The sequence below is a fragment of the Butyrivibrio sp. INlla21 genome, from assembly GCF_900116875.1.
Lineage (GTDB): Bacteria > Bacillota > Clostridia > Lachnospirales > Lachnospiraceae > Butyrivibrio.
This window is the reverse complement of sequence record NZ_FPCC01000014.1, coordinates 42004-66596: the sequence shown is the minus strand read 5'-3', so window position 1 is coordinate 66596 and position 24593 is coordinate 42004. Positions and strand designations below refer to the sequence as shown.

Genomic DNA, 24593 nt, shown 5'->3' with positions numbered 1-24593 from the left:
GGTGCGCGATTTGAGGAAAGATTATGAGTACAGGAAATAAGATTGCAATCGTCACGGGCGCGTTCGGATTTGCGGGCGCGAGCCTGACGGAAAATCTTATAAAAAACGGATATAAAGTTTATGCGGTCTGCAGGGAAGGATCTGCTCACAATAACAGGCTGCTGAGAGAACCGGGCGAGGTCCTTTCGAGCCAGGTTCGAACGTGTTGCACAGAGCAAAGCGAGGTGCAACCTCCTATTGAAAAAGTTTCTTTGCTATGCAAAGTATATTTGGACATGCAAGACTACGACAAGATTCATGAGTACGTGGACACCGAGGAATTACGTTCGGCGGAGCGCGTGCTCTTTTTCCATTTATCATGGGGCGGCGCAAGAGACGATTTTAAAGCGCAGTATGCGAACGTCGAGGGCTCGCTCAAGGCGATGGACTCGGCAATTGCGATGCAAGCTCGTTTCATTGGCATCGGCTCTCAGGCCGAGTACGGTATCTGCGAAGACGAGATCACGGAGGAAACACCTCTTAAGCCTTTCACGGCATACGGAAGCTGTAAGGCGGCTGCGTATCATCTTTTAAAGAGTAAGGCTCGTATCGGAGGCATCGACTTTGTCTGGGGCAGGATTTTTAGTCTGATCGGGAAATATGAACCCGCCGGTCGCATGTTCCCGGATCTTTGCAATAAGCTTAAAAACGGCGAGGATGTGCATCTTAGCTCCTGCGAGCAGTATTGGGATTATATGGATGTGGCTGATGCCGCCGAGGCGATCAGACTCCTTGGCGAAAAAGGAAAAGATTCCGAGAGCTATAACATTGCAAACGGTGATTATCATAAGCTCTCTTATTTTGTTGAGAAAGCGGCGGAAGTTCTCGGCGCGGATAAGAATCTCATTCACTACGGTCAAAAAGCCGAGCCGTTTGTCAGCCTGAAACCTTCTGTAAGTAAGCTTAAAGCTGATACAGAGTTTGAAATTTCGATAATTTTTGAGAAAACTTTAAGAAATACCTTTATTGACATATGACAATACAACAGATACCATTAAGATAGTGGAGAAATCTTGTTTTTCCGCATAATTTTTATGGAACAAAAACCTTTAACTATATTTATCTGGATATAATGGATGGGTATTTATGATTGATATTACGTCTGTTTTTGCGAGTAATATAGTTGGATTTCTGTTGATGGCGAGCCTGCTCCTTAGTCGAGGCTGGAGAATCCAGACCAAGAACTCTGAGAGTGGTATTTTGCTTGTGATGATATTTGCCGTCATGGTGGGCTGTGTTTTTGATCCGATAGCGTCTTTCTTGGACGGACAGCCGGGCAATGTCAGCAGGATAGGTGTTTATGTCAGCAATACTCTGCTTTTTTTCCTTAATATAGTTATAGGACCGGGATATATTACCCTTATTGAGCGTCATATCAATGAGCGACAGGGTATTAAGCAGAAGTTTTTTATTTATTCTGTTTGCGCGGTAGAATTACTGGTGCTTATCATCAATATCTTTTACCCGGTTGTATTTTACGTTAATGAGAACAATTCATATTGTCGCTTGAGCTTTTATTGGCTGTATATAGGGGCGGAGCTCTTTTTCCTTGGATATGGTCTGTACGTGTATATAGCAGCGAAGAGGAGGGGAAGATTCCTTAAGTACTTCCCTGCTTGGCAGTTCCTTGTGCCGATCATAGTCGGAATGATAGTTCAGTCCTGTGTCTATGGCATTTCGCTTATATGGCCGTGCGTTGGCGTTGCGTTTTGCGAGATTGCTATTTCTCTGCAAAATGAGAGTATCTATCTTGATAAGCTGACAGGAGCGTATAACAGATTTTACCTTGATGAATTCATGAACATGGCAAGGAGGCGCGGCGGTGAATATGCGGCTCTTATGCTTGATATGAACGGGTTTAAGAAGATAAACGATAATTTCTCACATGCAGAGGGTGACAATGCACTTATCGCGATCGCAGATATTTTGAGTAATGTGGTAAGGAGTAAGGGCGTGGTTATCCGCTTTGCGGGTGATGAGTTTATTATAGTGCTTGATTCCGTCACTGAAGAGGCGGTGACAGATTGCAAGAAAAAGATCGCGGAGTCGATCGATGAGTACAACGAGACTTCCGGAAAGCCGTACAAGCTTTCAGCGGCTGTAGGCGGCTCTGTGTATGATTTTGACGATCCGAGCGCTGATTTTATCAGCAATATAGATAAGCTTATGTACGCCGATAAGGCAGAGTATTACAAGACACACGACAGGAGAAAGAAAACGGAATAAGGGTAAAGACGGGAGATAGCAATGTACGAGAAACTGGCCGGGCTGATAGGGGAAGGTGATTTTAAGGAAGCTCTTTATGAGTTTCAGGATGAATATCTGCATATAGATGAAAAAAACAATATCGATGCGGCGAAGCTGTGCGTTTTGGAGGCTACTATCTGGGAGGCTCTGGGTGATGACACGGCTGAGTTTGACGCTATAGCTCGTGGAATAGCCTATGATGGGTCGAACTACGAGCTTTTTTATATGCTTGGTCTGTATTATAAGGATATCAATGTAAACAAGGCGTATCTGTGTATGGAGATGGCGCTGTTTTACTGCGACAATATCGATGACAGGCGCGTAATAGAAGACTCTTTTGACGAGATAATAAATTCTCCCGGTTTCAGGGTCAGAAATACCAGCATCATGATCTTGTCTTATAATGATCTGGAGCTCCTTAAGAGGTGTATCGCTTCGATTGAAAAGTATGTTCCGAAGAGTAGTTGTGAGATCGTTGTTGTCGACAACGCTTCTACGGAAGAAGGAGTTGTCGAGTATCTCAAGGATAAAAAAGAGCAGTCTGAATTTAACATCAAGCTGATCGCTTGCGATGAGAATCTTGGATTCCCCAAGGGCTGCAATCTTGGAACCAAGTATTGCGATAAGGAAAATGATGTTTTTTATCTGAATAATGATGCCTGTCTTACCAGGAATGCTCTGTTTTTCCTTAGGATGGGGCTTTACGATAACAGGGACGTGGGTGCTGTCGGACCGCTTTCAAACAGCGCATCGCTTCAGGAACTGCCACCGTCGGAGTTCTATAAGTATGCGGGAAAAGAGCTTGCGGATAACTGGCACAAGACTCTTGGCGTAGAAAAGAGCATCGAGGTGTTCAAGGGCTATGCCCACGACCACGCGTATCCCATGAGAAATGCTTATATCAAGAGGTTTAGGCTGACAGGCTTTGCTCTGCTTTTGTCATGCCAGGCAATAAACGAGGTTGCCACCGATATGAAGGTGTTTGACGAGGTCTTTTCACCGGGATATTTTGAAGATGACGATCTCGGAATAAGGCTTGCCAGAGCGGGCTTTGCACAGCTTGTTTGCAAGAATTCCCTTGTCTATCACAACGGCGGAAGCGGATTTGATGGTCATAATGACGCGCTTGAAGCCGGCAGAGAGAAGTTTAAGGAGAAGTGGGGCTTTGACATCTGGGGCTACTCGCTTCCGTGGTTTGAGGTCGCCGACGAAGTTATTGCAATGGTAAAAGAGAAGAAGGGCAGCCTTCGCATTGTTGATTTTACCTGCGGTTTTGGCGCAACGGCGTCTTATATAAAGAGTAGTTGTCCGGAAACATTTATCGCGGGCGTCTGCAGGAATTCTTTTGAAGCGGGTATTTCCAAGAGGCTTGCCGATGATGTTTGCTGGGGTGACACCAATGCCATGAGACTTCCGTGGAGCGACAGGTCTTTTGACATAGTGATCGCACCAAAGGGCGAGGTCAGCATGGGGCAGGTTATGAGATACCTTAAGCCTGACGGACTGTGGCTCGGCGCCGGTGAGGATGCTGCGAAGTCGGAGAAGGAAAGCGATATTATAAACGTTAATGCGGCGGGGTTCGACTCGGAGAAGATAGATAATCTGCTGTAATTCACAGATATAGATATAGGGGAGGGTTTTCATGAACTGTCCAAATTGCAACCGGGAGTTTCCGGACAATATGAACATCAAGATCAAGTTCTGTCCGATGTGCGGAAGCAGGCTGTTTGAGGATGGAAAAGAATATGTGATACAGGTAGAATGCGTTGGCCAAAGATCGATGGGCGAGCCTAACATGATGGTTTTTCTTGACGACAGGCAGCTTTACGAGGTTCAGGCGGGCGAGAGTATTTGTTTTGCCGCAAAAGCGGGCTTTCATACGATCAGATTCAGGCAGAAGGTAAGAAATAAGAGCATAACGCTTTTGGTTAATTCAAGCTATGCGATCAAGGCGTATTTTAATTCGCTTTCGGGGCTCATAGAGACCGGAATAACCAAATATGTTGATAATACCAATGAATTCAAGATAAATACGATGAGCCTTACGCAGCCCATAATGGTTGTTGAGAATGACAAGGCGGGCTTTGATACGCTTCTTGGAAACGACGGACCCGACTATGAATTCAGGGTTTCGAGCGGCCTTAAGGAAGGTACTCTTGCCATATACGGTGAGAGGTGTGAGTTTATTGCCGATACCAGCATGATAAAAGAAATCGTGTATTACAAGAACGTTGTCGCGGTCAAAAAGAAAATGGGCTCAATTGACATTCAATGCGATGGAAATGTCCATAAAGTTTATAGTATTCCGAAAGATATCTACAATGAGGTTTTGGCATTTTTGTCCAATAGAATTGAAGAAGTGAAGAATGCATAAAAAATGACTGAATATACGCAAAAACCAAAAAATATATATTAATAAACGAAAAACAGCACTAAGGTGCTGTTTGTTTTTTCGTCTATTGTATGGAAAATTGTAGCACGCAGCCAATTCTGGTCTGTATGCCGTTGACGGTATAAAGTGTTCATTATAACTGTGAGTTGTGAAAAATGTGTGAACACTTTAGCAAATTATTGTTTCTTACTGGATTTTCGTTAAAATGCCAAAAAACAGTCGTCAATCTTAATGAATTTTTATGTGAAAATTCCCCTAAAAAGTGAATGACGAAATTACGTCTATGTGGTAGACTTGTTTTTGCAAAAGAAAAGACATTCACATGTGAATAATAATATATCAGGAGGTTTTATCAATATGACAAAAGCTGAGATTTTAAAGAAAGAGATTTTACAGCAGTACAAGAGTGTTAGACAGTTTGCAATCGATATGTCTATCCCTTACAGCACACTTGTAACTGCTTTAGATAGGGGCATTGAAGGAATGGCTTACGGAACAGTTATTAAGATGTGTGATCGTTTGAACCTTAACCCTGTTGATTTCTCAACACTTGAGCAGGGAACAGATCTTGGAAAGAAGATCGTAGAGAACCGTGTTATGCAGCAGTACGTTAAGCTTAACAAGGCAGGTCGTAAGAAGATCCTTGATATGATGGGAGACTTCTCACAGCTTGATAAGTACCAGGCTGACTGATACTTTGGATGCACCGAAAGGCGATATCAACAATAGTATAGATAATGGTATGATTAACACCGCGGATTTGGTATAATAAAGTCCGCGGTGTTATTTTTTATGCCGCGAGCGCGGAACTTTCCGCATTACCATTTGTTATGGAGGCTTACAATATGAAATACGATTATTTAGTGGTTGGCGCAGGCCTTTTCGGAGCTGTGTTTGCCCGTAATATGGCAGAGAACGGCAAGAATGTCCTTGTTATCGATAAGAGAGACAATATCGCCGGCAATATATATACAGAAGAAAAGCTGGGCATCAATGTTCATAAGTACGGAGCTCATATTTTCCACACATCGGATAAGGAAGTATGGGAGTATGTGAACAGGTTTGCCGAGTTCAACAACTACATAAACAGCCCCGTCGCTGTTTATAAGGATGAGCTCTACAATCTTCCTTTTAACATGAATACTTTCAGCAAGATGTGGAATATCAAGACTCCCGCTGAAGCTAAGGCTATTATCGACAAGCAGGCCGAAGAAGAGAAAAAGAAGATCAATGAAAAGAAGGGTGCGGATACCTTCACTGCAGATAATCTTGAGGAGCAGGCTCTTTCGCTTGCGGGAAGAGATATCTACGAAAAGCTCGTAAAGGGCTACACGGAGAAGCAGTGGGGCAGAGATTGCACGGATCTTCCGGCATTTATTATTAAGCGCCTTCCTATGAGATTTATCTATGACAACAATTACTTTAACGACAGATTCCAGGGTATTCCCATGGGCGGATATACCAAGTTGGTTGAAAAGATATTGCTTATAGGCGATGATTCCAAGGTAAGCGGTTCGATTACGGTAAAGACGGGTGTTGATTATTATGATTTCGTCAAGCTTGCGGGCAATGTTCCGGCAGAGCCGTTTGAATCTGTTAACGGAGACTCTTTTGACAAGATTCTCTTTACAGGTATGATCGACGAGTTCTTTGGCTACAAGCTCGGAACTCTCGAGTACAGATCTCTTAGATTTGAGACAGAGGAACTTCCCGAGGTCGACAACTATCAGGGTAACGCCGTTGTTAACTATACGGAGCGCGAGATCCCTTATACAAGAATTATCGAGCACAAGCACTTTGAGTTCGGTCAGGGTAAGGGAACCATCATTACCAGAGAGTATCCCGCTGACTGGAAGCATGGCGATGAGCCTTATTATCCTATGAATGATGATAAGAACAATGAGCTCTACAAGAAGTACACCGAGCTTGCTTCGGAGTATCCGAACATTCTCTTTGGAGGAAGGCTTGGCCAGTACAAGTATTACAACATGGATCAGGTCGTAAGAGCGGCACTTGATATGTGCAAGGAGCTTGGAGCATAAACGCACTTTAAGATACTATAAACGGTCGTTTACACATATTTTTCTGCAAAAAAAGAAGCAACACGCTGATGGAGCGTGCTGCTTCTTTTCTATGAGATCAAGTCACCTACCTGCAGATAGGGACTCTTAACTATGTTTAGCTGTAATTGTTGAACATCATTCCGGAATACTCGCTGGTTATGTAAGGCGATGTAGTGTTTTTCGTCGATTCCGGGTTCTTGTAGTTAACAACCGGTCTGTCTATGTACTTCATCGGGTCTACCGAAATGTCTTTTGCCTTCTTGATAAGAGCATCCGTAAAGTTCTTGATGGATGCGAGCTGCTTGTTATCAAGAGAAGCTTCGATCGCCTGCTTGAGCAGTTCTTCGTCGACCGCTATGGTGCCGTCTCCTGAGAAAGAAATTCCGATATCTTCACAGCCCGTCATGTACAGTTTGGCGATTCCGATCGCTTCACTCTTGACTCTGTCGCTCTTGAATTTATCGTTGTATTCGCCGACGGTATCGGTCACGAATGTGTTATAGCTTTCCATGATCGACATTATGTGATGGCGAAGAGCTTCGTTGTCCTTCATTACTCCGACATGTATCGGCTTTCCGGGATCTGTCACGTCGCTTATCTGGATATCAAACTTGGAACCAACCGTAAAGTGATTGGAAACTGCGCTCTTTTCTTCACCGTTAAGTGTGAAGAGTGCGTTGGAAGCAGGCTTTATAACATTGTCGAGTCCAAGCGTCGCTACCGAGCCTTTTCCAAGGTCTCCGGAAGTTTCGTAGATATCAAACTGGTTAAAAGAGCCTTCTCTTATGCCGGTTCTGTTTGATGTGATCTCGATTGCACCAAATCCGTTCTCGAATTCGGTTATCTTTGCTTTGAGTCCGACATCTGCCTTGTTTATGAGCCTTTCAAGCTTTTGAAGAATGTCGATGTTCTTGTCTTCTTCATAAATGCTGAACTGGAACTCAAATTCCTGTGAACCGATGCTTACATCGAAGGCATAGCTTCCTTCTTTGAGTGCGGACTGCGCTTCGAGCGGAAGCGGATGTCCTTGGTTGGTCTGAACAGAAGCCAGCTGTTTAACCTCAATGTCAAAGCCGATAACGCCAACGTCCTGATCGGGAGTTTTTCCGATGTAGGAAGCGGCAACTCTGTTTGGATCGGTCGTGAACGCAGAAGTATGCGTGAGCGAAGATCTGTCTTCCTGATCGCTCAGACTGAATATATTACCCTGAAGCTGTCTCGCACGCTCTTTTATATCAATCGCATCGTAGCGGGATTCGTCATCATTGGTCAAAAGATACAGAGGGGATTGCTTGTTATGTTTAGCTATAGACTTATACACATCCCGAAGCTCATCTTTTCGATGTGCGTCAGCATGTGTGACATCTTTGGATACGTAATCCTGTATGAAATGGTTATATACGCCATTTAAAGATATGCCTGCCATACGTGCCCCTCCTTTCTTCCGTGATAACGTGCGCAATATATACTCTGCCAATCCATTGACATCAGTCGCACGAGGGCATGTTTAGCCACCTTTAGATACTTACATTATATTTTTTATTGGTCAATTGTCAACTGTTTTTTATCACAAAATCGAAGATTTTACAAAAAATTTATATATGAAATCCCGTAAATTGCTTTTGCACCCACGCTCATACTATAATGATGAGGTGTAAAGGACGGACTGATATGATATTTGCGATCACTGTTGTGGCGATACTTTTGCTTTCGGCCACGCTTTCATATAAATATAAAGATTCTTTTTATAATACTTTGCCTTTGTCGCTTGTTACCGCGATGTTGGTGCTCTATGTGCTGGCGTTTTTTAGGGGCATGCGGTTTATCGGGTTGATCTCTGTGCTGTTTATAGCGGTTCTTGGGATAGGCTTTTATCTTAAGACTTGTGTCGCCTCTTCCAAAGACGATGGGCGAAGTGTTGTTTTCAAGACTCGGTTAAAAGAGTTTTTTTCCGTAATTCCATGGATAGAGCTTGCGGTTCTTACGGTATTTCTTTTTGCCGTAAGGATTCTGACGCGTGATATGGTCTTTAATTGGTGGGATGATATCAATTTCTGGTCATCTGATGTTAAACAGCTCTTTTACCTCGGAGGATTCCCCGGTAAATACGGCAATGTTTCCCCTGAGTTTGGCGACTATCCGCCTGCGGGTTCACTTATAAAGTGGCTTTTCCTTCAGATCTCGCCGAGGGAGTATGATGAGAGCCTTCAGTTCTTCGGGTATTTCACGATGAATCTGGTTTTCCTGCTTCCTTTGTATGGTGCGGTGAAGAGAGGGATCGGCGCTGCGAGTGAGCGCCGTAGTGTCAATGGCGCGACGAATAAGATTCTTGGCGTAAAGGTTGTGCGCTACGCTTTGTGCGCGGTCACATTTCTTGCGATAGTTCTTTTCCCCGGCGTGTTCAACGGGATAATCTATTACGGAACTCCCGCGGATGTGACGATGGCGATAGTTTACGGCGCGCTTTTGTATATGATCCTTGGAGGCGGGGGTAGAGGTCCGTTTTATTCCATCAGGATATTCCTTATGACTTCGATGCTTCTTTTGACCAAGTCCGTAGGAATAGAGTGGGCGATCTTTGCGCTGGTGTTTTATTTTATCATGAATAGGAAAAAAACAGCGGGTGCAGATGACGGTTCATCAGATCTTGCTGTGAACAGCTGTGGCTCTGCGAAGGGTATGGTTATCACAATTCTCGGAAGCGGCGCGGTTTACGGAAGCTGGCTTTTGTTCTGCCTGATAAACAGGCGTGTTGCGAAGCTTACGGGCGCGGGTATCAAGATGGCTACTTCGGGAACGTATGAAGCGCCCGCCAATGCGCTTGATAAGGCGAAGTTCTTTGCACAGGGATTTTGGACGATGCCGATCCACGCAGATACTAACCTGACTTTTGACATATCGACAGGCGTTGTTGTTATATTGATATTTGCGGCGATTGCTGTTTTGGGCATAACTAAGATCATCAAGAAAAAAGAGGCGGTGAAACTTGCAGTTTTCATGGCTGTGACAGCTCTTTTGACCTATGGGATCATATTCCTTGCGCACATCTCGATATTCATGACGGAAGATCAGTATCTTGATGCGTTTACGATGTCGGTGTCTATTGCGAGGTACGGATGCCCGTTCGCGTTGGGCGGAGTGTATCTGCTGATGTGCATGTATTATGAAGGAAAAGTGGGAGTGAACCGCGCGGGGCAAGCTGCATCATCAGGTTTGAAATCTGATTCCGGCAGCAGCAGATTTACTACAATACGCGCTTGGCTCGCGGTATCTGTGTTTGCGATTTTTGTTTTTCTTACCGCCAACTACGTCGGCATTTTCGGATATCTTTTTGACCACAAGCAGGCGATGGAAGAGAATGCGGCTTACGTAGACGAGATGGTCGGAGAAGACGGTAAGGTGCTTGCGGAGACTGTTTTTGCAAATAAAGAGCTCTGGGGGAAAAGAGTTCTCGTGATGCGTGACGGTCACACCTATCACTGGGTGCACAACGCTTATATAAGCGGCAAGGCTTCTCCCGTTGCGCTTGTCTACGACGGCTTTATCGCTGAGGAAGACAGCGCGGATGTAATGGTGAGGAAGATTTCTGAAAGTCATGCTTCGTATTTATATATAGAAGATGATGAGATGCTTTCGAAAGATCTTTTTACTCCTTTATTAAAAGAGGGGGCAGAATTAGAGAGCAGGAAAGTGTATAGTATTATTTATGATAACGGCGGCGTCTTCCTGGAATGATCCGGTGCGCCGATGTTATATAAATGTCCTTGGTTTGCGAGGATAAAACGACTTATAAAGGAAAGGTAATAAAAAATGAGGAAGAGAATTTTTATCGGAGTTGCAAGTGCTGCAATGCTGCTTTTGTCGGCATGCGGCGAAACGAACATAGGGGAAAATGTAAGCGAAGCGAGGGCGCCTAAGGAAGCATCAAATACAGCTTCGGCGGAGATTTTGCAGGCTGCTTCGACGGAAGCTTCTGTAGAGCCTGTATCAAATGAAGCATCTACACAGGCCGGCACGGAGCTTTCCAATGATGCTACGGCCATGCCGGAAGATTTGATGGATGAGGCATCCAAGAAGCTATACCAAGATTTTTTTGACGGAAAAGAAAAGGCTGTATTCGATGCATCGGAAGAGTTCCACAAGTGTTTTCCGTATTATTATGATCTTTTGAAAGATAAAGAGTCCTATACGCTTGATGATCTTATTGATCTGGTTAAGGATAACGCTCATTTGGAGCGCGGCACCAAGAAATACATTGATTGTGCTCTTGATGGCAAATTGGAGCTTCTGGTATCTCTTGGGTTTGAAGACTCTAGAGGTTATGACTTTATCGTCAAAGATAAGGGTGGAGAATTAAAAATATGCTATCTTTCCGATTCCGCAGAAAGAGATTATTCTATTGTCAATTATTGCGGAGAGACGGAACGGTTTATGAATTCGGGAGATATGCATGGTTCTGAACATGGATTTATTGACGGCGAAGGTGATTATCATTTCTGGTATGTAGACTGCGAATCCGAAGCAGGTTACGGTAACGCTCGGATCGGCAATTTGCCTGAGCTTGACGGGGTAGCTTATGTTTCCGAAGAAATGCTTTCTTTTAAGAAGGAACATGAAAAGGCGGATGAATACTACTATTTCATTATGGATGACAAGGATTATAACACTATTGAAGAAGATCCTTCTTCCGACAACAATCCTTATGAAACTGTAAGGAAGGCGTATAAGGATGCGGGATACAATATTATCTCCAAGGATGAATTCGACAAAATGGTTGCGGATGTCCGCAAAAAGATCGGATATACCGATGAAGTCTACAACTTGAATTGTGAGGGATCAAGAGAGCTGTACGAGGCATTTCTTGATGATAAAGAAAAAGCCGAATTCGACGTAAGTTCCGATACCGGAGAACACGTGAAGTTTTCCGAGTTTTTGACTGACAAAGAATCATACACGCTTCGAGAAATTTTTGAGAAATTCGATGATTGGAATAAGAAGCACGATGATTGGGAACGTGAAGGCTATATAAAGAACTATACGGATGTCGGCCTTGACGGAAAAGCAGAGCTTATCATAACCATGAATGTTTATTGTGAGTATAAACCGTATATTGTTGTGAAGAATGTAGACGGTAAGCTTAAGATCTATGCTGTCGGAGATTGAGGATGCCGGAAATCCGGATAAATAATAATTAAAAGGATAGGTGAACAATGAAAAAAGTATTTGCAGTTATGGCAATCAGTTGTTTAATGCTGAGCGCATGTGGTAATTTCGGGGAGGAGCAGGTCGCAGGTGATACTTCATCGACTGAAGATGTTTCTGCACAGGCAAGTGCAGATATTAGCGATATAAACTTGATCTCAGATGAGGGATGGCGAGGCTGCTATTCCAGATTTCTAAAAGAACTTGACGGTGACGGGCAGTTTTCTCTTTTTGACCTGGATAACGATGGCATTCCCGAGCTCTTTTTGGATACTGATAAAAGCGGAACCAAAGAGATCTATGCGTATGACGAATCATCTAATACCGTTAAAACCACAGATGTTTACTGCGGATATTATACATCGGGATCTATCATGTTAAGGCAGATCAAGGATACAAATTATTTCATTACGGGACCTGCGTTTAGCGAGGATACGGTTCTGTATAAATTTGAAAACGGAGAAGCTAAGCAGATTATAGGCTGCGGAGTGGGAACTGATGATAAGCCGTACTATTATTCCGACAGCTTTGAAAAAGAAATTTCCAAAGAAGAGTTTGAAAAGACTTTTAAAGACAACACCGGAATCGAGTGGACGGCAGCTTTGCCCGGACTTAAAGGAGATCTTGGTTTGACGGGGGATCTTTCCGAGGATCTTTCTGAGGACAGTTTATATCATTCCTTTAGCGAAACAAGTGGAGTTTTTTCAGATGAGAATGTTGGTGAGATTCCTTATGATATCAGCGGATGAGATTGGAGTGCGCTATGACTTCAAAAGAAAAGGTGCTTGAATTTCTTGAATCAAATAAAGGAAAGTATATCTCGGGCGAAGCCGTTGCGGAGTCGCTTGAGCTTTCGAGGACAGCGGTCTGGAAAGCGGTAAACGAGCTTCGAAAGAGTGGCTACGAGATTGAGGCGGTGAGCAACAAGGGCTATATGCTTAAGGAGTCCAGCGACATTCTCTCGGCAGCAGGCATAATCTCTTTTCTTCCGCACGAGTATCAAAAGGCTTACAAGGATGAGGAGCTTATCTGCGTCTACGACACGGTCGGTTCTACGAACCGCTTGGCAAAAGAGCTTGCTATCGCAGGAGGCGACCATGGCTCCGTTATCATAGCGAACGTGCAGACGGATGGGCATGGAAGAAGTGACCACAGCTTCTTTTCTCCAAAGGGCGGTCTGTACATGAGCATTTTGCTAAGACCCGAATATATGGATATAGGCGAGCTTAAGCCGGATGCTGTCACAATGGCGGTCGGTAACAGTGTTATTGACGCTATTGAGGAACTGACCGGTATCACTCCTACGTTGAAACCTGTGAACGACCTTTATATAGGAGATAAGAAAGTCTGTGGAATCCTCACCGAAGCAGGTACCGAGTTTGAGACGGGGCTTGTTCAGTGGATAGTTGTCGGCATCGGCATTAACTTTGATTCCGACATAAGCTCTTTTCCCTCGGAGGTAAAAGATATTGCTACAAGCCTGTTCCTTCCGGGTAAAGCCGCGGTATCCAAAAATAAACTTGCGGCTGAGATAATAGGAAGAATTGCTGATCTGTAATATGTAAAACGCGTCGAATGTAAAATGATTCGACGCGTCTTTTTATGCGAGTTTATAACCGAGTGATTTGATGGTTTTTAGATCCTCTTCGACCGATATACCCTTTACCGTGAGCATGTTTCCTGTGATCGTAGAATTGGAACCACCCTTGAAACAGCAGATTCCCGTATCGTCAAGGATGTCTCGTCCTGCGGCAAACCTGATAGAGGACTTCGGAAGAATGAATTTGAATATAGCAACAATCCTTCTGACCTCGTCCTTTGTAAGGGTCTCTCTGTAATCCATGGGAGTTCCTTTTATGGGTTTCAGCATATTTATCGGGATCGATTCGGGCTTAATATCCGTAAGCGCAAATGCCATGTCTATGCGATCTTCCCAAGTCTCGCCAATTCCGAATATACCTCCGCTGCACAATTCAAGCCCAAGCTCATGAACGGTTTTCATGACTGCAAGTTTTTCGTCTGTCGTGTGTGTTGTGCAGATCTTTTTAAAATACTCCGGGCTTGTTTCTATATTATTATGAACTCTTTTTACACCGGCTTCTTTTAGCATCTTGAGATCTTCTTTATCCAGAAGTCCGAGTGATACGCATGGCGCGAAGCCTGTTTCTTCGACAATTCCCCTCACATTATCGCAGATCTTTTCGATTTCTTTTTTGCTTAGCTTTCTTCCCGATGAAACCTGACAGTAGTGAGTTATGCCGAGTCCGTCCAGTTTCTTGGCGTCGGCTACCACATAATCTCTGTCTCTTATTTCAAATGAAGGAATGTCTGCCTTTGAGAAGCTTGACTGCGCACAGAATTTGCAGTTTTCGCTGCAGCGACCGCCCTTTACGCTTAGGATGGCGCACATGTCGAATTTATTTCCGTTGTAGTGTTGTCTTATCTTATCCGCGGCCTCGCACAATTCTTCGAGGGGCGCGTCAACGAGGCGTAGGGCCTCTTCTTTCGTTATCTCTTTTCCGTTGATTATCTTGCCGGTAAGTTCATTAATAGTCATTTCCGTTCCTGCCTTAGTATGATAGTAAGCTGTATGATATGTGCGAAAAGCAGCTTCTGAAAAGTAGGATAGTATAGGATATGCAGATTGTCAACCAATTAATAATATAAGGTTGACAATCAGCGTTCATTCAATTACTATGTCTTTTGGAGGTGGAAACATGAAAACCAAAAGACTAGTTATTTGTGCACTGTTTGCAGCGCTTTTGTGCATATCTGCGTATTTGAGCATACCCACTATGCTGCCCATGGCGCCCAAGATTACAATGATGAATTTTGTAGTGTTTCTGATTGCGCTTCTTTTCCCGGTGAATGAATCTGTTCTTATTGGAATAGTTTGGTTCCTTCTGGGAACTGTAGGACTTCCGGTGTTTATCGGGGGCGGCGCGGGAGTCGGATATCTTGTAGCACCTTATGGCGCATATACCTGGGCATTTCTGATCGTGTTCCTTGTTCTTCCTATTATAAGAGGAAAAAAATACAACAGAATTTGGTACAGCGTATGTGGCATAATTGGAGTGCTTATAATTGATTTAGTCGGGATGCTGTGGCTTATGCATTCTATGGGCTACGATCTTAAAACGGGATTGCTTATGGGATTCGTCCCTTTTATCCCGCTTGATCTGTTAAAAGCCGTTGTGGCGGCGCAGGTAATTCCCGCATTCAGAAAGGTGCTTAATTAAGGTACCTGCGCGGAATCTGTAAGTTGTTTGGATATTTGGGAAAAAGACGCAAATTTTCGTTGACGAAGATAAAACAGTATGATATATTAGACAAGCGACATGAGATTTACGTCTTTTTTTTATGCAAAAAATTATTGTGGCGATTTAGAAGAGTACACGCCGGAGGTGAGATAATGCGTACAAGAATTACACTTGCTTGCACAGACTGCAAGAACCGTAACTATGACACAACCAAGGATAAGAAGACACATCCTGATCGTGTTGAGATGAAGAAGTATTGCCCTTTCTGCAAGAAGCACACTTTACATAAAGAAACAAAGTAATTTCATCCTTTATAGGAGGGAGACTACGGGTATGGAAGAGACCAAGGTAGTAGAAAACAAGTCCGCTACTTCTAAAAAGAAAAATTCAGGCGAAAAATTTGGCTCCGGAATTGCAGCTTTTTTCACAGGAGTTAAGGCTGAGTTTGGCAAGATCATTTGGCCGACCAAGAACGATATGATCAAGCAGACAACAGCGGTTATTGTTGTTTCTGTTATTTGCTGCGCTTTGATAGCTGTATTGGACTATGCGTTTAGTGAAGGTATTAGTTTCTTAATATCTATTGCTAAATAATAAGGAGATAATATGTCAGAAGAAATGGAAAAGTCTTTTGAATCTGATGAGGTATTATCAGATGTAGCCGTTCCCGCTGAAGGCGAAGTTGCGGCTGATACACAGAGCACTGATACAAATACAAACGAGAATGCGCACTGGTACGTTGTTCATACATATTCAGGTTATGAGAAGAAGGTTAAGGACAACCTTGAGAGCGCTATCATCAACAGACATCTTGAGGATCAGATCTTTGAAGTAAGAATTCCTCTTCAGGATGTGGTTGAGGTTAAGAACGGCGTTCGCAAGAATGTTCAGAGGAAGATGTTCCCCGGATACGTTCTTGTCAACATGGATATGAACGACGAGACTTGGTATGTTGTTCGTAATACACGTGGCGTAACAGGTTTCGTAGGACCCGGAAGCAAGCCGGTTCCGCTTACCGATGCAGAGATCAAGCCTCTCGGAATCAAAACGGATACAGTTTCCGTTGATTTCGGTGTCGGTGATGAGATCGCTGTTGTGGCAGGCGTTTGGAAAGATACTGCCGGAGTTGTTCAGAGAATGGATTTTGGTAAGCAGACTGCTACTATCAATGTAGATCTCTTTGGACGTGAGACACCGGTTGAGATCAGCTTTGCTGAGGTCAGAAAGATCGACCGCTGATAGTTTATATTTTATTTGATATTTAGGCGCATTTGTGCTTGAATATATATTGCTCGTTTTAATACGGGCATGTAACCGCTGGAGTGGGAGCATTGTCCCCCCGGGGATAATGCGCCGACCACATATTTTCAGGAGGTGCCATAATGGCAAAGAAAGTCGAAGGATATATTAAGTTACAGATCCAGGCTGGTAAAGCAACACCAGCACCACCGGTTGGACCCGCACTTGGTCAGCACGGTGTAAACATCGTTGAATTCACAAAGCAGTTCAACGCACAGACAGCAGATAAGGGTGACGTTATCATCCCTGTTGTTATCACAGTTTATGCAGACAGAAGTTTCACATTCATCACAAAGACTCCACCTGCTGCAGTTCTTCTTAAGAAGGCAGCTAAGATTCAGAAGGGTTCAGGAGTTCCTAACAAGACTAAGGTTGCAACCGTTTCTAAGGAAGATGTTAGAAAGATTGCAGAGACAAAGATGCCTGACCTTAATGCTGTAGACATCGAGGGTGCTATGAGCATGATCGCTGGAACAGCACGTAGCATGGGAATCGTAGTAGAAGACTGATGGAGGATGAGAGATGAAACACGGAAAGAAATACTTAGAAGCTGCTAAGCTTATTGATAAGACTCAGCAGTATGAAGCCGCTGATGCAATAGCTCTTGTTAAGAAGTCTGCTACTGCAAAGTTTGATGAGACTGTAGAGCTTCACATCAGAACAGGTTGTGACAGCCGTCACGCTGATCAGCAGATCAGAGGCGCTGTTGTTCTTCCTAACGGAACAGGTAAGACAGTTAAGGTTCTTGTATTCGCTAAGGGTACAAAGCTTGATGAGGCACAGGCTGCCGGCGCAGATTACGTTGGTGGTGAGGAGCTTATTCCTAAGATCCAGAATGATGGATGGCTTGATTTCGACGTTGTAGTTGCAACACCTGACATGATGGGTGTAGTTGGACGTCTTGGTAAGGTTCTCGGACCTAAGGGACTTATGCCCAACCCTAAGGCAGGCACAGTTACTATGGATGTAACTAAGGCTGTTAACGATATCAAGGCCGGTAAGATCGAGTACAGACTTGATAAGGCTAACATCATCCACGTTCCTGTTGGAAAGGCATCTTTCACAGAGGAGCAGCTTGAGCAGAACTTCAACGCTCTTATGGATGCTATCACAAAGGCTAAGCCTTCATCAGTTAAGGGTCAGTACCTCAAGAGCATTACTCTTGCAACAACAATGGGCCCCGGCGTTAAGGTTGTAGCTAACAAGTATTGATTACTTGCATAAGAATTTTTAAAGAGACGCAGAAATGCGTCTCTTTTTTGTGGTTGTAACAGACAAAACCACAAAATATGGTATAATAACCACGATATGAGCAGATATTATGACGACAAAAGACGGAGCATCAAGGTTTCTCCGGCTATAAAGATTTTTTTGGCAACACTTGCGATCATGCTAGTGGTGGGACTTCCGACTCTTTTTATCATGAAGAATATAAAGAACAACCACGCATCGAATCATGGTTTTCTGACTGATGCCTGGGAGGATATTCCTGAGGCGGGCTATGCAATGAACGCTGCGGTAACGGATGAAGAATCCGCCAAGAAGGCGATGGAAGTTGCTGAAGAAGATAAGGACTATACGCATAAGATCGGAACGTACGATGATGAGTGCGTTACTATCGGCTTTGCGGGAGATATTCTTTTTGACGAAAACTATGCCGTGGGAGATAAGTTTAAAAGGAACGGTGACACTGCGGAAGGCATCGTCGGAAGTAGTCTTTTAGAGAAAATGCGCGGCGTTGATATCATGATGATCAACAACGAGTTTCCTTATTCGGACAGAGGAACTCCGACGGAAGGCAAGACCTACACGTTCAGGGCGCGTCCCGAGACTGCCGGAATACTTAAGACCATGGGCGCTGATATCGTATCTCTTGCCAATAACCATGCTTATGATTACGGAGAAGATGCACTCGTAGATTCTTTTGACCATATAAGAGATCAGGACATTGTTTATGCCGGCGCGGGCCATAATATAGAAGAAGCGTCTCACCCTGTTTATTACATCACTGAAAGCGGCATGAAGATTGCTTTTATCTGCGCAACTCAGATCGAGAGGCTTGATCATCCCGATACGAAGGGCGCGACCGAGGATTCGCCGGGCGTCTTCAGATGCTTTAACGGTGAGCTTTTGGTTGATAAGATCAAGGAAGCCAGAGAGAAGAATGCGTATGTGATCGTGTTTGTTCATTGGGGAACCGAGAGTGCTACGGAGATCGATTATCTTCAGAGGGATCAGGCAAAAGAGATAGCGGATGCCGGAGCCAATCTTATAATAGGCGATCATCCTCATGTTCTTCAGAAGATTGATTATGTGGACGATGTTCCTGTTGTTTATAGTCTTGGTAATTTTATTTTTAACTCCAAGACACTTGATACGGGAATGGTTATCACGACACTTCATAAGAACGGAGCGGTAAACCTTCAGTTCGTGCCTGCGATTCAGAGTGGCTGCTGTGTCAATGAAGCAGAGGGCGAGGAAAAGAGCAGGATACTTAATTGGATGGCCGGTATTTCACCCGGAGTTCATATAGATGAAAAAGGATATATTAGTCCTTGACAACATATATTTATTATGATAAATTATCTAAGGTTGTCGTAAGAATAGATGACAACCGTGCCGAAGACAGCAGGTGTTCCGAGAGGAACGTAATGTGAAAACGCCTGCCGAGGAAAAGTTATGATTAGACTTTTAGCCTCTCGATGTCTTCGAGAGGTTTTTTTTCGGCGGTAAATTCTATAAGGAGGTAAAAAGAATGGCAAAGGTTGAACTTAAAAAGCCTGTAGTTGAAGAGATTTCTGAGAAGATTAAAGACGCACAGGCGCTCGTACTTGTAGATCACCGCGGACTTACTGTTGCACAGGATACTGAGCTTCGTAAGAAACTTCGTGAAGAAGGCGTTACATATAAGGTTTACAAGAATACGATGATGAACTTCGCATTCAAGGGAACAGATTTCGAGCAGCTTAAGGATCTTCTTAACGGACCCAGCGCAATGGCTGTATCTACTAACGATCCTGCAGCTCCCGCTCGTGTGCTTTATGACTTCGCTAAGAAGGCTAAGGCTCTTGAGATTAAGGGTGGTGTTATAGAAGGAAAGTTCTATGACGCTCAGGCAATGTCTGAGATCGCTGCTATCCCTTCAAAGGAAGTTCTTCTTTCCAAGTTGCTTGGCTCTATGCAGTCACCTATCGCAAACTTCGCTCGCGTTATCAATCAGATCGCAGAGAAAGGCGGTGCAGGTGAGGCAGAGGCACCCGCAGCTGAGGAGGCAGCTCCTGCAGCAGAAGAGGCACCTGTTGAGACAGCAGAAGCTCCCGCTGAGACAGCTGAGGCTCCCGCAGCAGAGGCAGAAGCACCTGCAGCAGAGTAATCTGTGCGTTGCTTCATAATTTTAACAACACTAATTTATTGATTATTATACGGAGGTATATAAAATGGCAAAGTTATCTACAGCAGAAATCATTGATGCTATCAAAGAGTTAACAGTTCTTGAGTTAAACGAGCTTGTAAAGGCTTGTGAGGAAGAGTTCGGCGTATCTGCAGCAGCAGGCGTTGTAGTTGCAGCAGCTGGTGCTGGCGCAGGTGCAGGCGGAGAAGAGAAGTCTGAGTTCAACGTTGAGCTTACAGAGGTTGGACCTAACAAGGTTAAGGTTATCAAGGTTGTTCGTGAGATCACAGGTCTTGGACTTAAGGAAGCAAAGGATCTCGTAGACGGAGCTCCTAAGATGATCAAGGAGAACGCTTCTAAGGCTGAGGCTGATGATATCAAGGCTAAGGTTGAGGCTGAGGGCGCTAAGGTTACTCTTAAGTAATTGATATTCGTGTCAAAAGCAAAAGGTCTATCGCATGCTTGCGTGCGATAGACCTTTTATTTTTGACCGTAACAGTTATGAGGAAGAAGCATGTTAATGCGTATTCCGAATATCTGTAGAATTGCGAGAGCACTATGTGCGGAGCAATTCGTATATCAATTACAGCACAAGTACGAAGCAATCCGTATATCGCTTAGTTGTGATATTTATTTTTTTGTAAAAAAACTCATAAATTTCTTATTGACATGAAGATTTTTTAGAAGTACAATGGAAAATGCACTATTGTGGTGTAATGGGTCTTTTTGCGCGCTTTTTTAAAGTGCCCGGACAGACTCTGCAATATATATCAATACTAAAAGAACGGGGTGAATGTCAATGGAAAAAAACAGATTACATCCTACCGGCTCTGGTAAGAACATACGAATGAGCTTCCAGCGCCAGAAGGAAGTCCTGGAGATGCCGAACCTGATTGAAGTTCAGAAGAATTCATATCAGTGGTTTCTTGACGAAGGCTTGAAGGAAGTCTTTGACGATATCTCTCCTATTGAGGACTACAGTGGCAAACTCAGTCTGGAATTTGTTGATTTCAAGCTTTGCGAGGATGAGATCGACAAGAATAAGAATACGATTGAGAAGTGCAAGGAGAGAGATGCAACATTTGCTGCACCTTTAAAGGTAAAGGTTCGTCTTCATAATAAGGAGAAGAACGAGTTTACCGAGCATGAGATCTTTATGGGTGACCTCCCTCTCATGACTGCAACAGGTACCTTTGTAATCAACGGAGCTGAGCGTGTTATCGTCAGCCAGTTGGTACGTTCACCCGGTATCTATTACGATATTACATACGATAAGATCGGTAAGGAGCTTATTGCATGTACCGTTATTCCTAACAGAGGTGCATGGCTTGAGTACGAGACCGATTCTAATGACGTATTCTACGCAAGAGTAGACAGAACGAGAAAGGTTCCCGTTACTGTTCTTATTAGAGCGCTCGGAATCGGAACAAATGAAGAGATTCTTGAACTCTTCGGCGATGAGCCCAAGATTCAGGGAAGTTTTTCTAAAGACCCTTCTACAGATTATCAGAGTGGTCTTCTTGAGCTGTACAGAAAAATACGTCCCGGTGAGCCTCTTTCTGTTGAGAGTGCAGAGAGCCTTATCAACGCTATGTTCTTTGATGCAAGAAGATATGATCTTGCCAAGGTTGGTAGATATAAGTTCAATAAGAAGCTTCACTTCAAGAACCGTATCAACGGACACGTTCTCGCTGAGGATGTAGTTGATGAGTTCACAGGTGAGATGATCGCTTCAGCAGGAACCAAGGTTGATCGTGCACTTGCTACAGAGATCCAGAACTGTGCTATTCCTTATGTATTCCTTCAGGAGGAAGAGCGCAACGTTAAGGTTCTTTCCAATATGATGGTAGACATCACACACTTCATTGACTGTGATCCTGCCGAGCTTGGAATCAACGAGGATGTTTACTATCCCGTACTTAAAGAGATCCTTGATGAGTACACAGCCAAGAACGACCCCGAAGGACTTGCTGAGACCATCAAGAAGCGTGTACATGATCTTATTCCAAAGCACATTACAAGAGAAGATATCATTGCTTCTATTAACTATAATATTCATCTTGAGTACGGCATCGGTAACGATGATGATATCGACCACCTCGGAAACAGACGTATCCGTTGCGTAGGCGAGCTTCTTCAGAACCAGTACCGTATCGGACTTTCAAGACTTGAGAGAGTAGTTCGTGAGAGAATGACAACTCATGACACTGAGGAAGTTTCTCCTCAGATCCTTATCAACATCAAGCCTGTACAGGCTGCTGTTAAGGAGTTCTTCGGTTCATCACAGCTTTCACAGTTCATGGACCAGAACAACCCTCTCGGTGAGCTTACTCACAAGAGACGTCTTTCAGCACTTGGTCCCGGTGGTCTTTCAAGAGACAGAGCCGGATTCGAGGTTCGAGACGTTCACTATACACACTATGGTCGTATGTGTCCTATCGAGACACCTGAAGGACCTAACATCGGTCTTATCAACTCACTTGCAAGTTATGCAAGAGTTAACGACTATGGTTTCGTTGAGGCGCCTTATCGTAAGGTTGACCAGTCAGACCCTGAGAATCCAAGAGTAACTGACGAGGTTGAATACCTTACAGCCGACGAAGAAGATAATTACCATGTAGCTCAGGCTAATACTCCTCTTGATGAGAACGGTTTCTTCAAGAGAAATACAGTATCAGGCCGTTACAGAGAAGAGACATCAGCATATCCCAAGACAGCTTTTGAGTATATGGACGTGTCTCCCAGAATGGTATTCTCAGTTGCTACAGCACTTATTCCTTTCCTTGAGAACGACGATGCTAACCGTGCCCTCATGGGATCAAACATGCAGCGTCAGGCAGTGCCGCTTCTTACAACAGAAGCACCTGCAGTAGGAACAGGTATGGAGCGCAAGGCAGCCGTTGACTCAGGTGTCTGCGTTGTCGCAAGAAAAGCCGGAACTGTTGACTTTGTTGACAGCAAGCTTATCCAGATGACATACGATGACGGTGAGAAGGAAGAGTTCCACCTCATTAAGTTCCAGAGATCCAACCAGAGTAACTGCTACAACCAGAGACCCATTGTATTCAAGGGCGACCACGTTGAGGCAGGACAGGTTATCGCAGACGGTCCTTCAACTTCACAGGGAGAACTCGGTCTTGGTAAGAACCCTCTTATCGGTTTCATGACATGGGAAGGTTACAACTACGAGGACGCTGTTCTTCTTTCAGAAAGACTTGTTCGTGATGATGTATTTACATCTGTACATATAGAAGAGTACGAGGCAGAGGCTCGTGAGACCAAGCTCGGACCCGAAGAGATTACACGTGACGTTCCCGGTGTCGGTGACGATGCACTCAAGGATCTCGACGATCGCGGAATTATCCGTATCGGTGCAGAGGTTCGTGCGGGTGATATCCTTGTAGGTAAGGTTACTCCTAAGGGAGAGACAGAGCTTACAGCTGAGGAGAGACTCCTTCGTGCTATCTTCGGTGAGAAGGCAAGAGAAGTCAGAGATACATCTCTTAAGGTTCCTCACGGAGAATACGGTATCGTTGTTGATGCCAAAGTATTTACAAGAGAAAACGGTGATGAGCTTTCACCCGGTGTTAACCAGGCTGTTCGAATCTACATCGCTCAGAAGAGAAAGATCTCTGTAGGTGATAAGATGGCCGGACGTCACGGTAACAAGGGTGTCGTTTCAAGAGTACTTCCTATAGAAGATATGCCTTATCTTCCTAACGGCAGACCTCTTGATATCGTGCTTAACCCCCTCGGCGTTCCTTCCCGTATGAATATCGGACAGGTTCTCGAGATTCACCTTTCACTTGCTGCAAAAGCACTTGGATTTAATATCGCAACACCTATCTTTGACGGTGCTAACGAGATAGACATTCAGGATACTCTTGAGATGGCTAACGATTACGTTAACGACTCATGGGAAGATTTCGAAAAGAAATATAAGGATCTTGTACATCCCGAGATAATGGATTATCTCTATGAGAACAGAGATCACAGAGAGCTCTGGAAGGGCGTTCCGATCAGATCAGACGGAAAGGTACAGCTCCGTGACGGTAGAACAGGACAGAAGTTTGACAGCCCGACAACTATCGGACACATGCATTACCTCAAGCTCCATCACCTTGTAGACGATAAGATCCACGCACGTTCAACCGGCCCTTACTCACTTGTTACACAGCAGCCTCTCGGCGGTAAGGCACAGTTCGGTGGACAGCGTTTCGGAGAGATGGAGGTTTGGGCTCTCGAGGCTTATGGTGCTGCATATACTCTTCAGGAGATTCTTACAGTTAAGTCTGATGACGTTGTAGGACGTGTTAAGACATACGAGGCTATCATTAAGGGCGATAACATCCCTGAACCCGGTGTACCTGAGTCATTCAAGGTCCTTTTGAAAGAGCTTCAGTCACTCGGTCTTGATATCAAGGTTCTCCGTGAGGACAACACAGAAGTTGAAATCAAAGAGAGCGTAGATTATACGGATTCTGATTATCGCTATGAGATCGAAGGTGATACTTCGGGACGTGATTACGGCCAGGAATCATTTGAGGCAAACGGATATACTCAGCAGCGCTTTGATGAGAGCGGCGAGCTTGTATCAGAGGTTGAGAATTCCGGAAGCTTCGATTCAGATGAAGATTTCGATGATTTTGGCGATGCATCTGATGACGAGTAATTTGCAGTAACTAATAAAGCAAAGAAAA

General features: G+C 44.2%; 22 protein-coding genes and 1 other annotated feature. Of the genes, 20 read left to right on the top strand and 2 right to left on the bottom strand.

What is annotated here, in order from left to right:
• Positions 1-23: 23 nt before the first annotated feature.
• The 6 genes from BM377_RS09605 to glf all read left to right on the top strand — a co-directional run bounded on the left by BM377_RS09605 (position 24) and on the right by glf (position 6720).
• Positions 24-1016 (top strand): NAD-dependent epimerase/dehydratase family protein, encoded by a 993-nt coding sequence (locus BM377_RS09605; RefSeq protein WP_092247309.1) that lies wholly within the window; start codon positions 24-26, stop codon positions 1014-1016.
• Positions 1017-1125: 109 nt separating this feature from the next.
• Positions 1126-2265: a GGDEF domain-containing protein gene (locus BM377_RS09600; RefSeq protein ID WP_092247306.1), complete on the top strand. Its 1140-nt coding sequence runs from the start codon at positions 1126-1128 to the stop codon at positions 2263-2265.
• 21 nt (positions 2266-2286) lie between these two features.
• The gene (locus BM377_RS09595; protein ID WP_092247303.1) at positions 2287-3897 is read left to right on the top strand and encodes a glycosyltransferase; all 1611 of its coding nucleotides are present in this window, start codon (positions 2287-2289) and stop codon (positions 3895-3897) included.
• Between the two features lie 31 nt (positions 3898-3928).
• Positions 3929-4660, top strand: coding sequence for a zinc ribbon domain-containing protein (locus BM377_RS09590; RefSeq protein WP_092247300.1), 732 nt, complete (start codon positions 3929-3931; stop codon positions 4658-4660).
• Between the two features lie 375 nt (positions 4661-5035).
• Positions 5036-5371 carry a hypothetical protein gene (locus tag BM377_RS09585; RefSeq protein ID WP_022778055.1) on the top strand — a complete coding sequence of 112 codons (336 nt, stop codon included), beginning with the start codon at positions 5036-5038 and terminating at the stop codon, positions 5369-5371.
• Positions 5372-5523: 152 nt separating this feature from the next.
• On the top strand, positions 5524-6720 hold the full coding sequence (glf, locus tag BM377_RS09580) for a UDP-galactopyranose mutase (RefSeq protein WP_092247296.1): 1197 nt from the start codon (positions 5524-5526) through the stop codon (positions 6718-6720).
• Positions 6721-6856: 136 nt separating this feature from the next.
• On the opposite strand, the gene BM377_RS09575 is transcribed toward glf, so the two are convergent.
• Entirely contained in the window at positions 6857-8167 is a 1311-nt protein-coding gene (locus tag BM377_RS09575) for a flagellar filament capping protein FliD (RefSeq protein ID WP_092247293.1), read from the bottom strand.
• Positions 8168-8412: 245 nt separating this feature from the next.
• On the opposite strand from BM377_RS09575, the gene BM377_RS09570 reads away from it, so the two are divergent.
• The 4 genes from BM377_RS09570 (at position 8413) to BM377_RS09555 (ending at position 13501) form a co-directional block, all read left to right on the top strand.
• Entirely contained in the window at positions 8413-10476 is a 2064-nt protein-coding gene (locus BM377_RS09570; protein ID WP_092247290.1) for a hypothetical protein, read from the top strand.
• 75 nt (positions 10477-10551) lie between these two features.
• Positions 10552-11904: a hypothetical protein gene (locus BM377_RS09565; protein WP_092247287.1), complete on the top strand. Its 1353-nt coding sequence runs from the start codon at positions 10552-10554 to the stop codon at positions 11902-11904.
• A gap of 47 nt (positions 11905-11951) precedes the next feature.
• Positions 11952-12692, top strand: coding sequence for a hypothetical protein (locus BM377_RS09560; protein ID WP_092247285.1), 741 nt, complete (start codon positions 11952-11954; stop codon positions 12690-12692).
• Positions 12693-12706: 14 nt separating this feature from the next.
• Positions 12707-13501: a biotin--[acetyl-CoA-carboxylase] ligase gene (locus BM377_RS09555; protein WP_092247361.1), complete on the top strand. Its 795-nt coding sequence runs from the start codon at positions 12707-12709 to the stop codon at positions 13499-13501.
• A gap of 42 nt (positions 13502-13543) precedes the next feature.
• On the opposite strand, the gene bioB is transcribed toward BM377_RS09555, so the two are convergent.
• Positions 13544-14500 carry a biotin synthase BioB gene (gene bioB, locus BM377_RS09550; protein ID WP_092247282.1) on the bottom strand — a complete coding sequence of 319 codons (957 nt, stop codon included), beginning with the start codon at positions 14498-14500 and terminating at the stop codon, positions 13544-13546.
• 160 nt (positions 14501-14660) lie between these two features.
• Between bioB and BM377_RS09545 the strand changes: the two genes are divergently transcribed.
• From BM377_RS09545 to rpoB, 10 genes are all read left to right on the top strand, one after another.
• On the top strand, positions 14661-15182 hold the full coding sequence (locus tag BM377_RS09545; RefSeq protein WP_242948137.1) for a biotin transporter BioY: 522 nt from the start codon (positions 14661-14663) through the stop codon (positions 15180-15182).
• 173 nt (positions 15183-15355) lie between these two features.
• Positions 15356-15505: a 50S ribosomal protein L33 gene (rpmG, locus tag BM377_RS09540; RefSeq protein WP_013281689.1), complete on the top strand. Its 150-nt coding sequence runs from the start codon at positions 15356-15358 to the stop codon at positions 15503-15505.
• 31 nt (positions 15506-15536) lie between these two features.
• A complete protein-coding gene (secE, locus tag BM377_RS09535; protein WP_092247276.1) occupies positions 15537-15797 on the top strand; it encodes a preprotein translocase subunit SecE in 261 nt (86 codons plus the stop codon).
• A 12-nt stretch (positions 15798-15809) separates the two neighbouring features.
• On the top strand, positions 15810-16442 hold the full coding sequence (nusG, locus tag BM377_RS09530) for a transcription termination/antitermination protein NusG (protein ID WP_092247274.1): 633 nt from the start codon (positions 15810-15812) through the stop codon (positions 16440-16442).
• Positions 16443-16585: 143 nt separating this feature from the next.
• On the top strand, positions 16586-17011 hold the full coding sequence (rplK, locus tag BM377_RS09525) for a 50S ribosomal protein L11 (protein WP_022765113.1): 426 nt from the start codon (positions 16586-16588) through the stop codon (positions 17009-17011).
• A 13-nt stretch (positions 17012-17024) separates the two neighbouring features.
• Complete coding sequence (gene rplA / locus BM377_RS09520) at positions 17025-17714, top strand: 50S ribosomal protein L1 (protein WP_092247271.1); 690 nt, start codon at positions 17025-17027, stop codon at positions 17712-17714.
• Between the two features lie 96 nt (positions 17715-17810).
• Positions 17811-19061: a CapA family protein gene (locus tag BM377_RS09515; RefSeq protein WP_092247268.1), complete on the top strand. Its 1251-nt coding sequence runs from the start codon at positions 17811-17813 to the stop codon at positions 19059-19061.
• 42 nt (positions 19062-19103) lie between these two features.
• Positions 19104-19233: a sequence feature (ribosomal protein L10 leader region), on the top strand.
• A gap of 24 nt (positions 19234-19257) precedes the next feature.
• The gene (gene rplJ / locus BM377_RS09510; protein ID WP_092247265.1) at positions 19258-19875 is read left to right on the top strand and encodes a 50S ribosomal protein L10; all 618 of its coding nucleotides are present in this window, start codon (positions 19258-19260) and stop codon (positions 19873-19875) included.
• 64 nt (positions 19876-19939) lie between these two features.
• Positions 19940-20317, top strand: coding sequence for a 50S ribosomal protein L7/L12 (gene rplL / locus BM377_RS09505; protein WP_092247262.1), 378 nt, complete (start codon positions 19940-19942; stop codon positions 20315-20317).
• A gap of 375 nt (positions 20318-20692) precedes the next feature.
• A complete protein-coding gene (rpoB, locus tag BM377_RS09500; protein WP_092247358.1) occupies positions 20693-24565 on the top strand; it encodes a DNA-directed RNA polymerase subunit beta in 3873 nt (1290 codons plus the stop codon).
• The last annotated feature ends 28 nt before the right edge of the window (positions 24566-24593 follow it).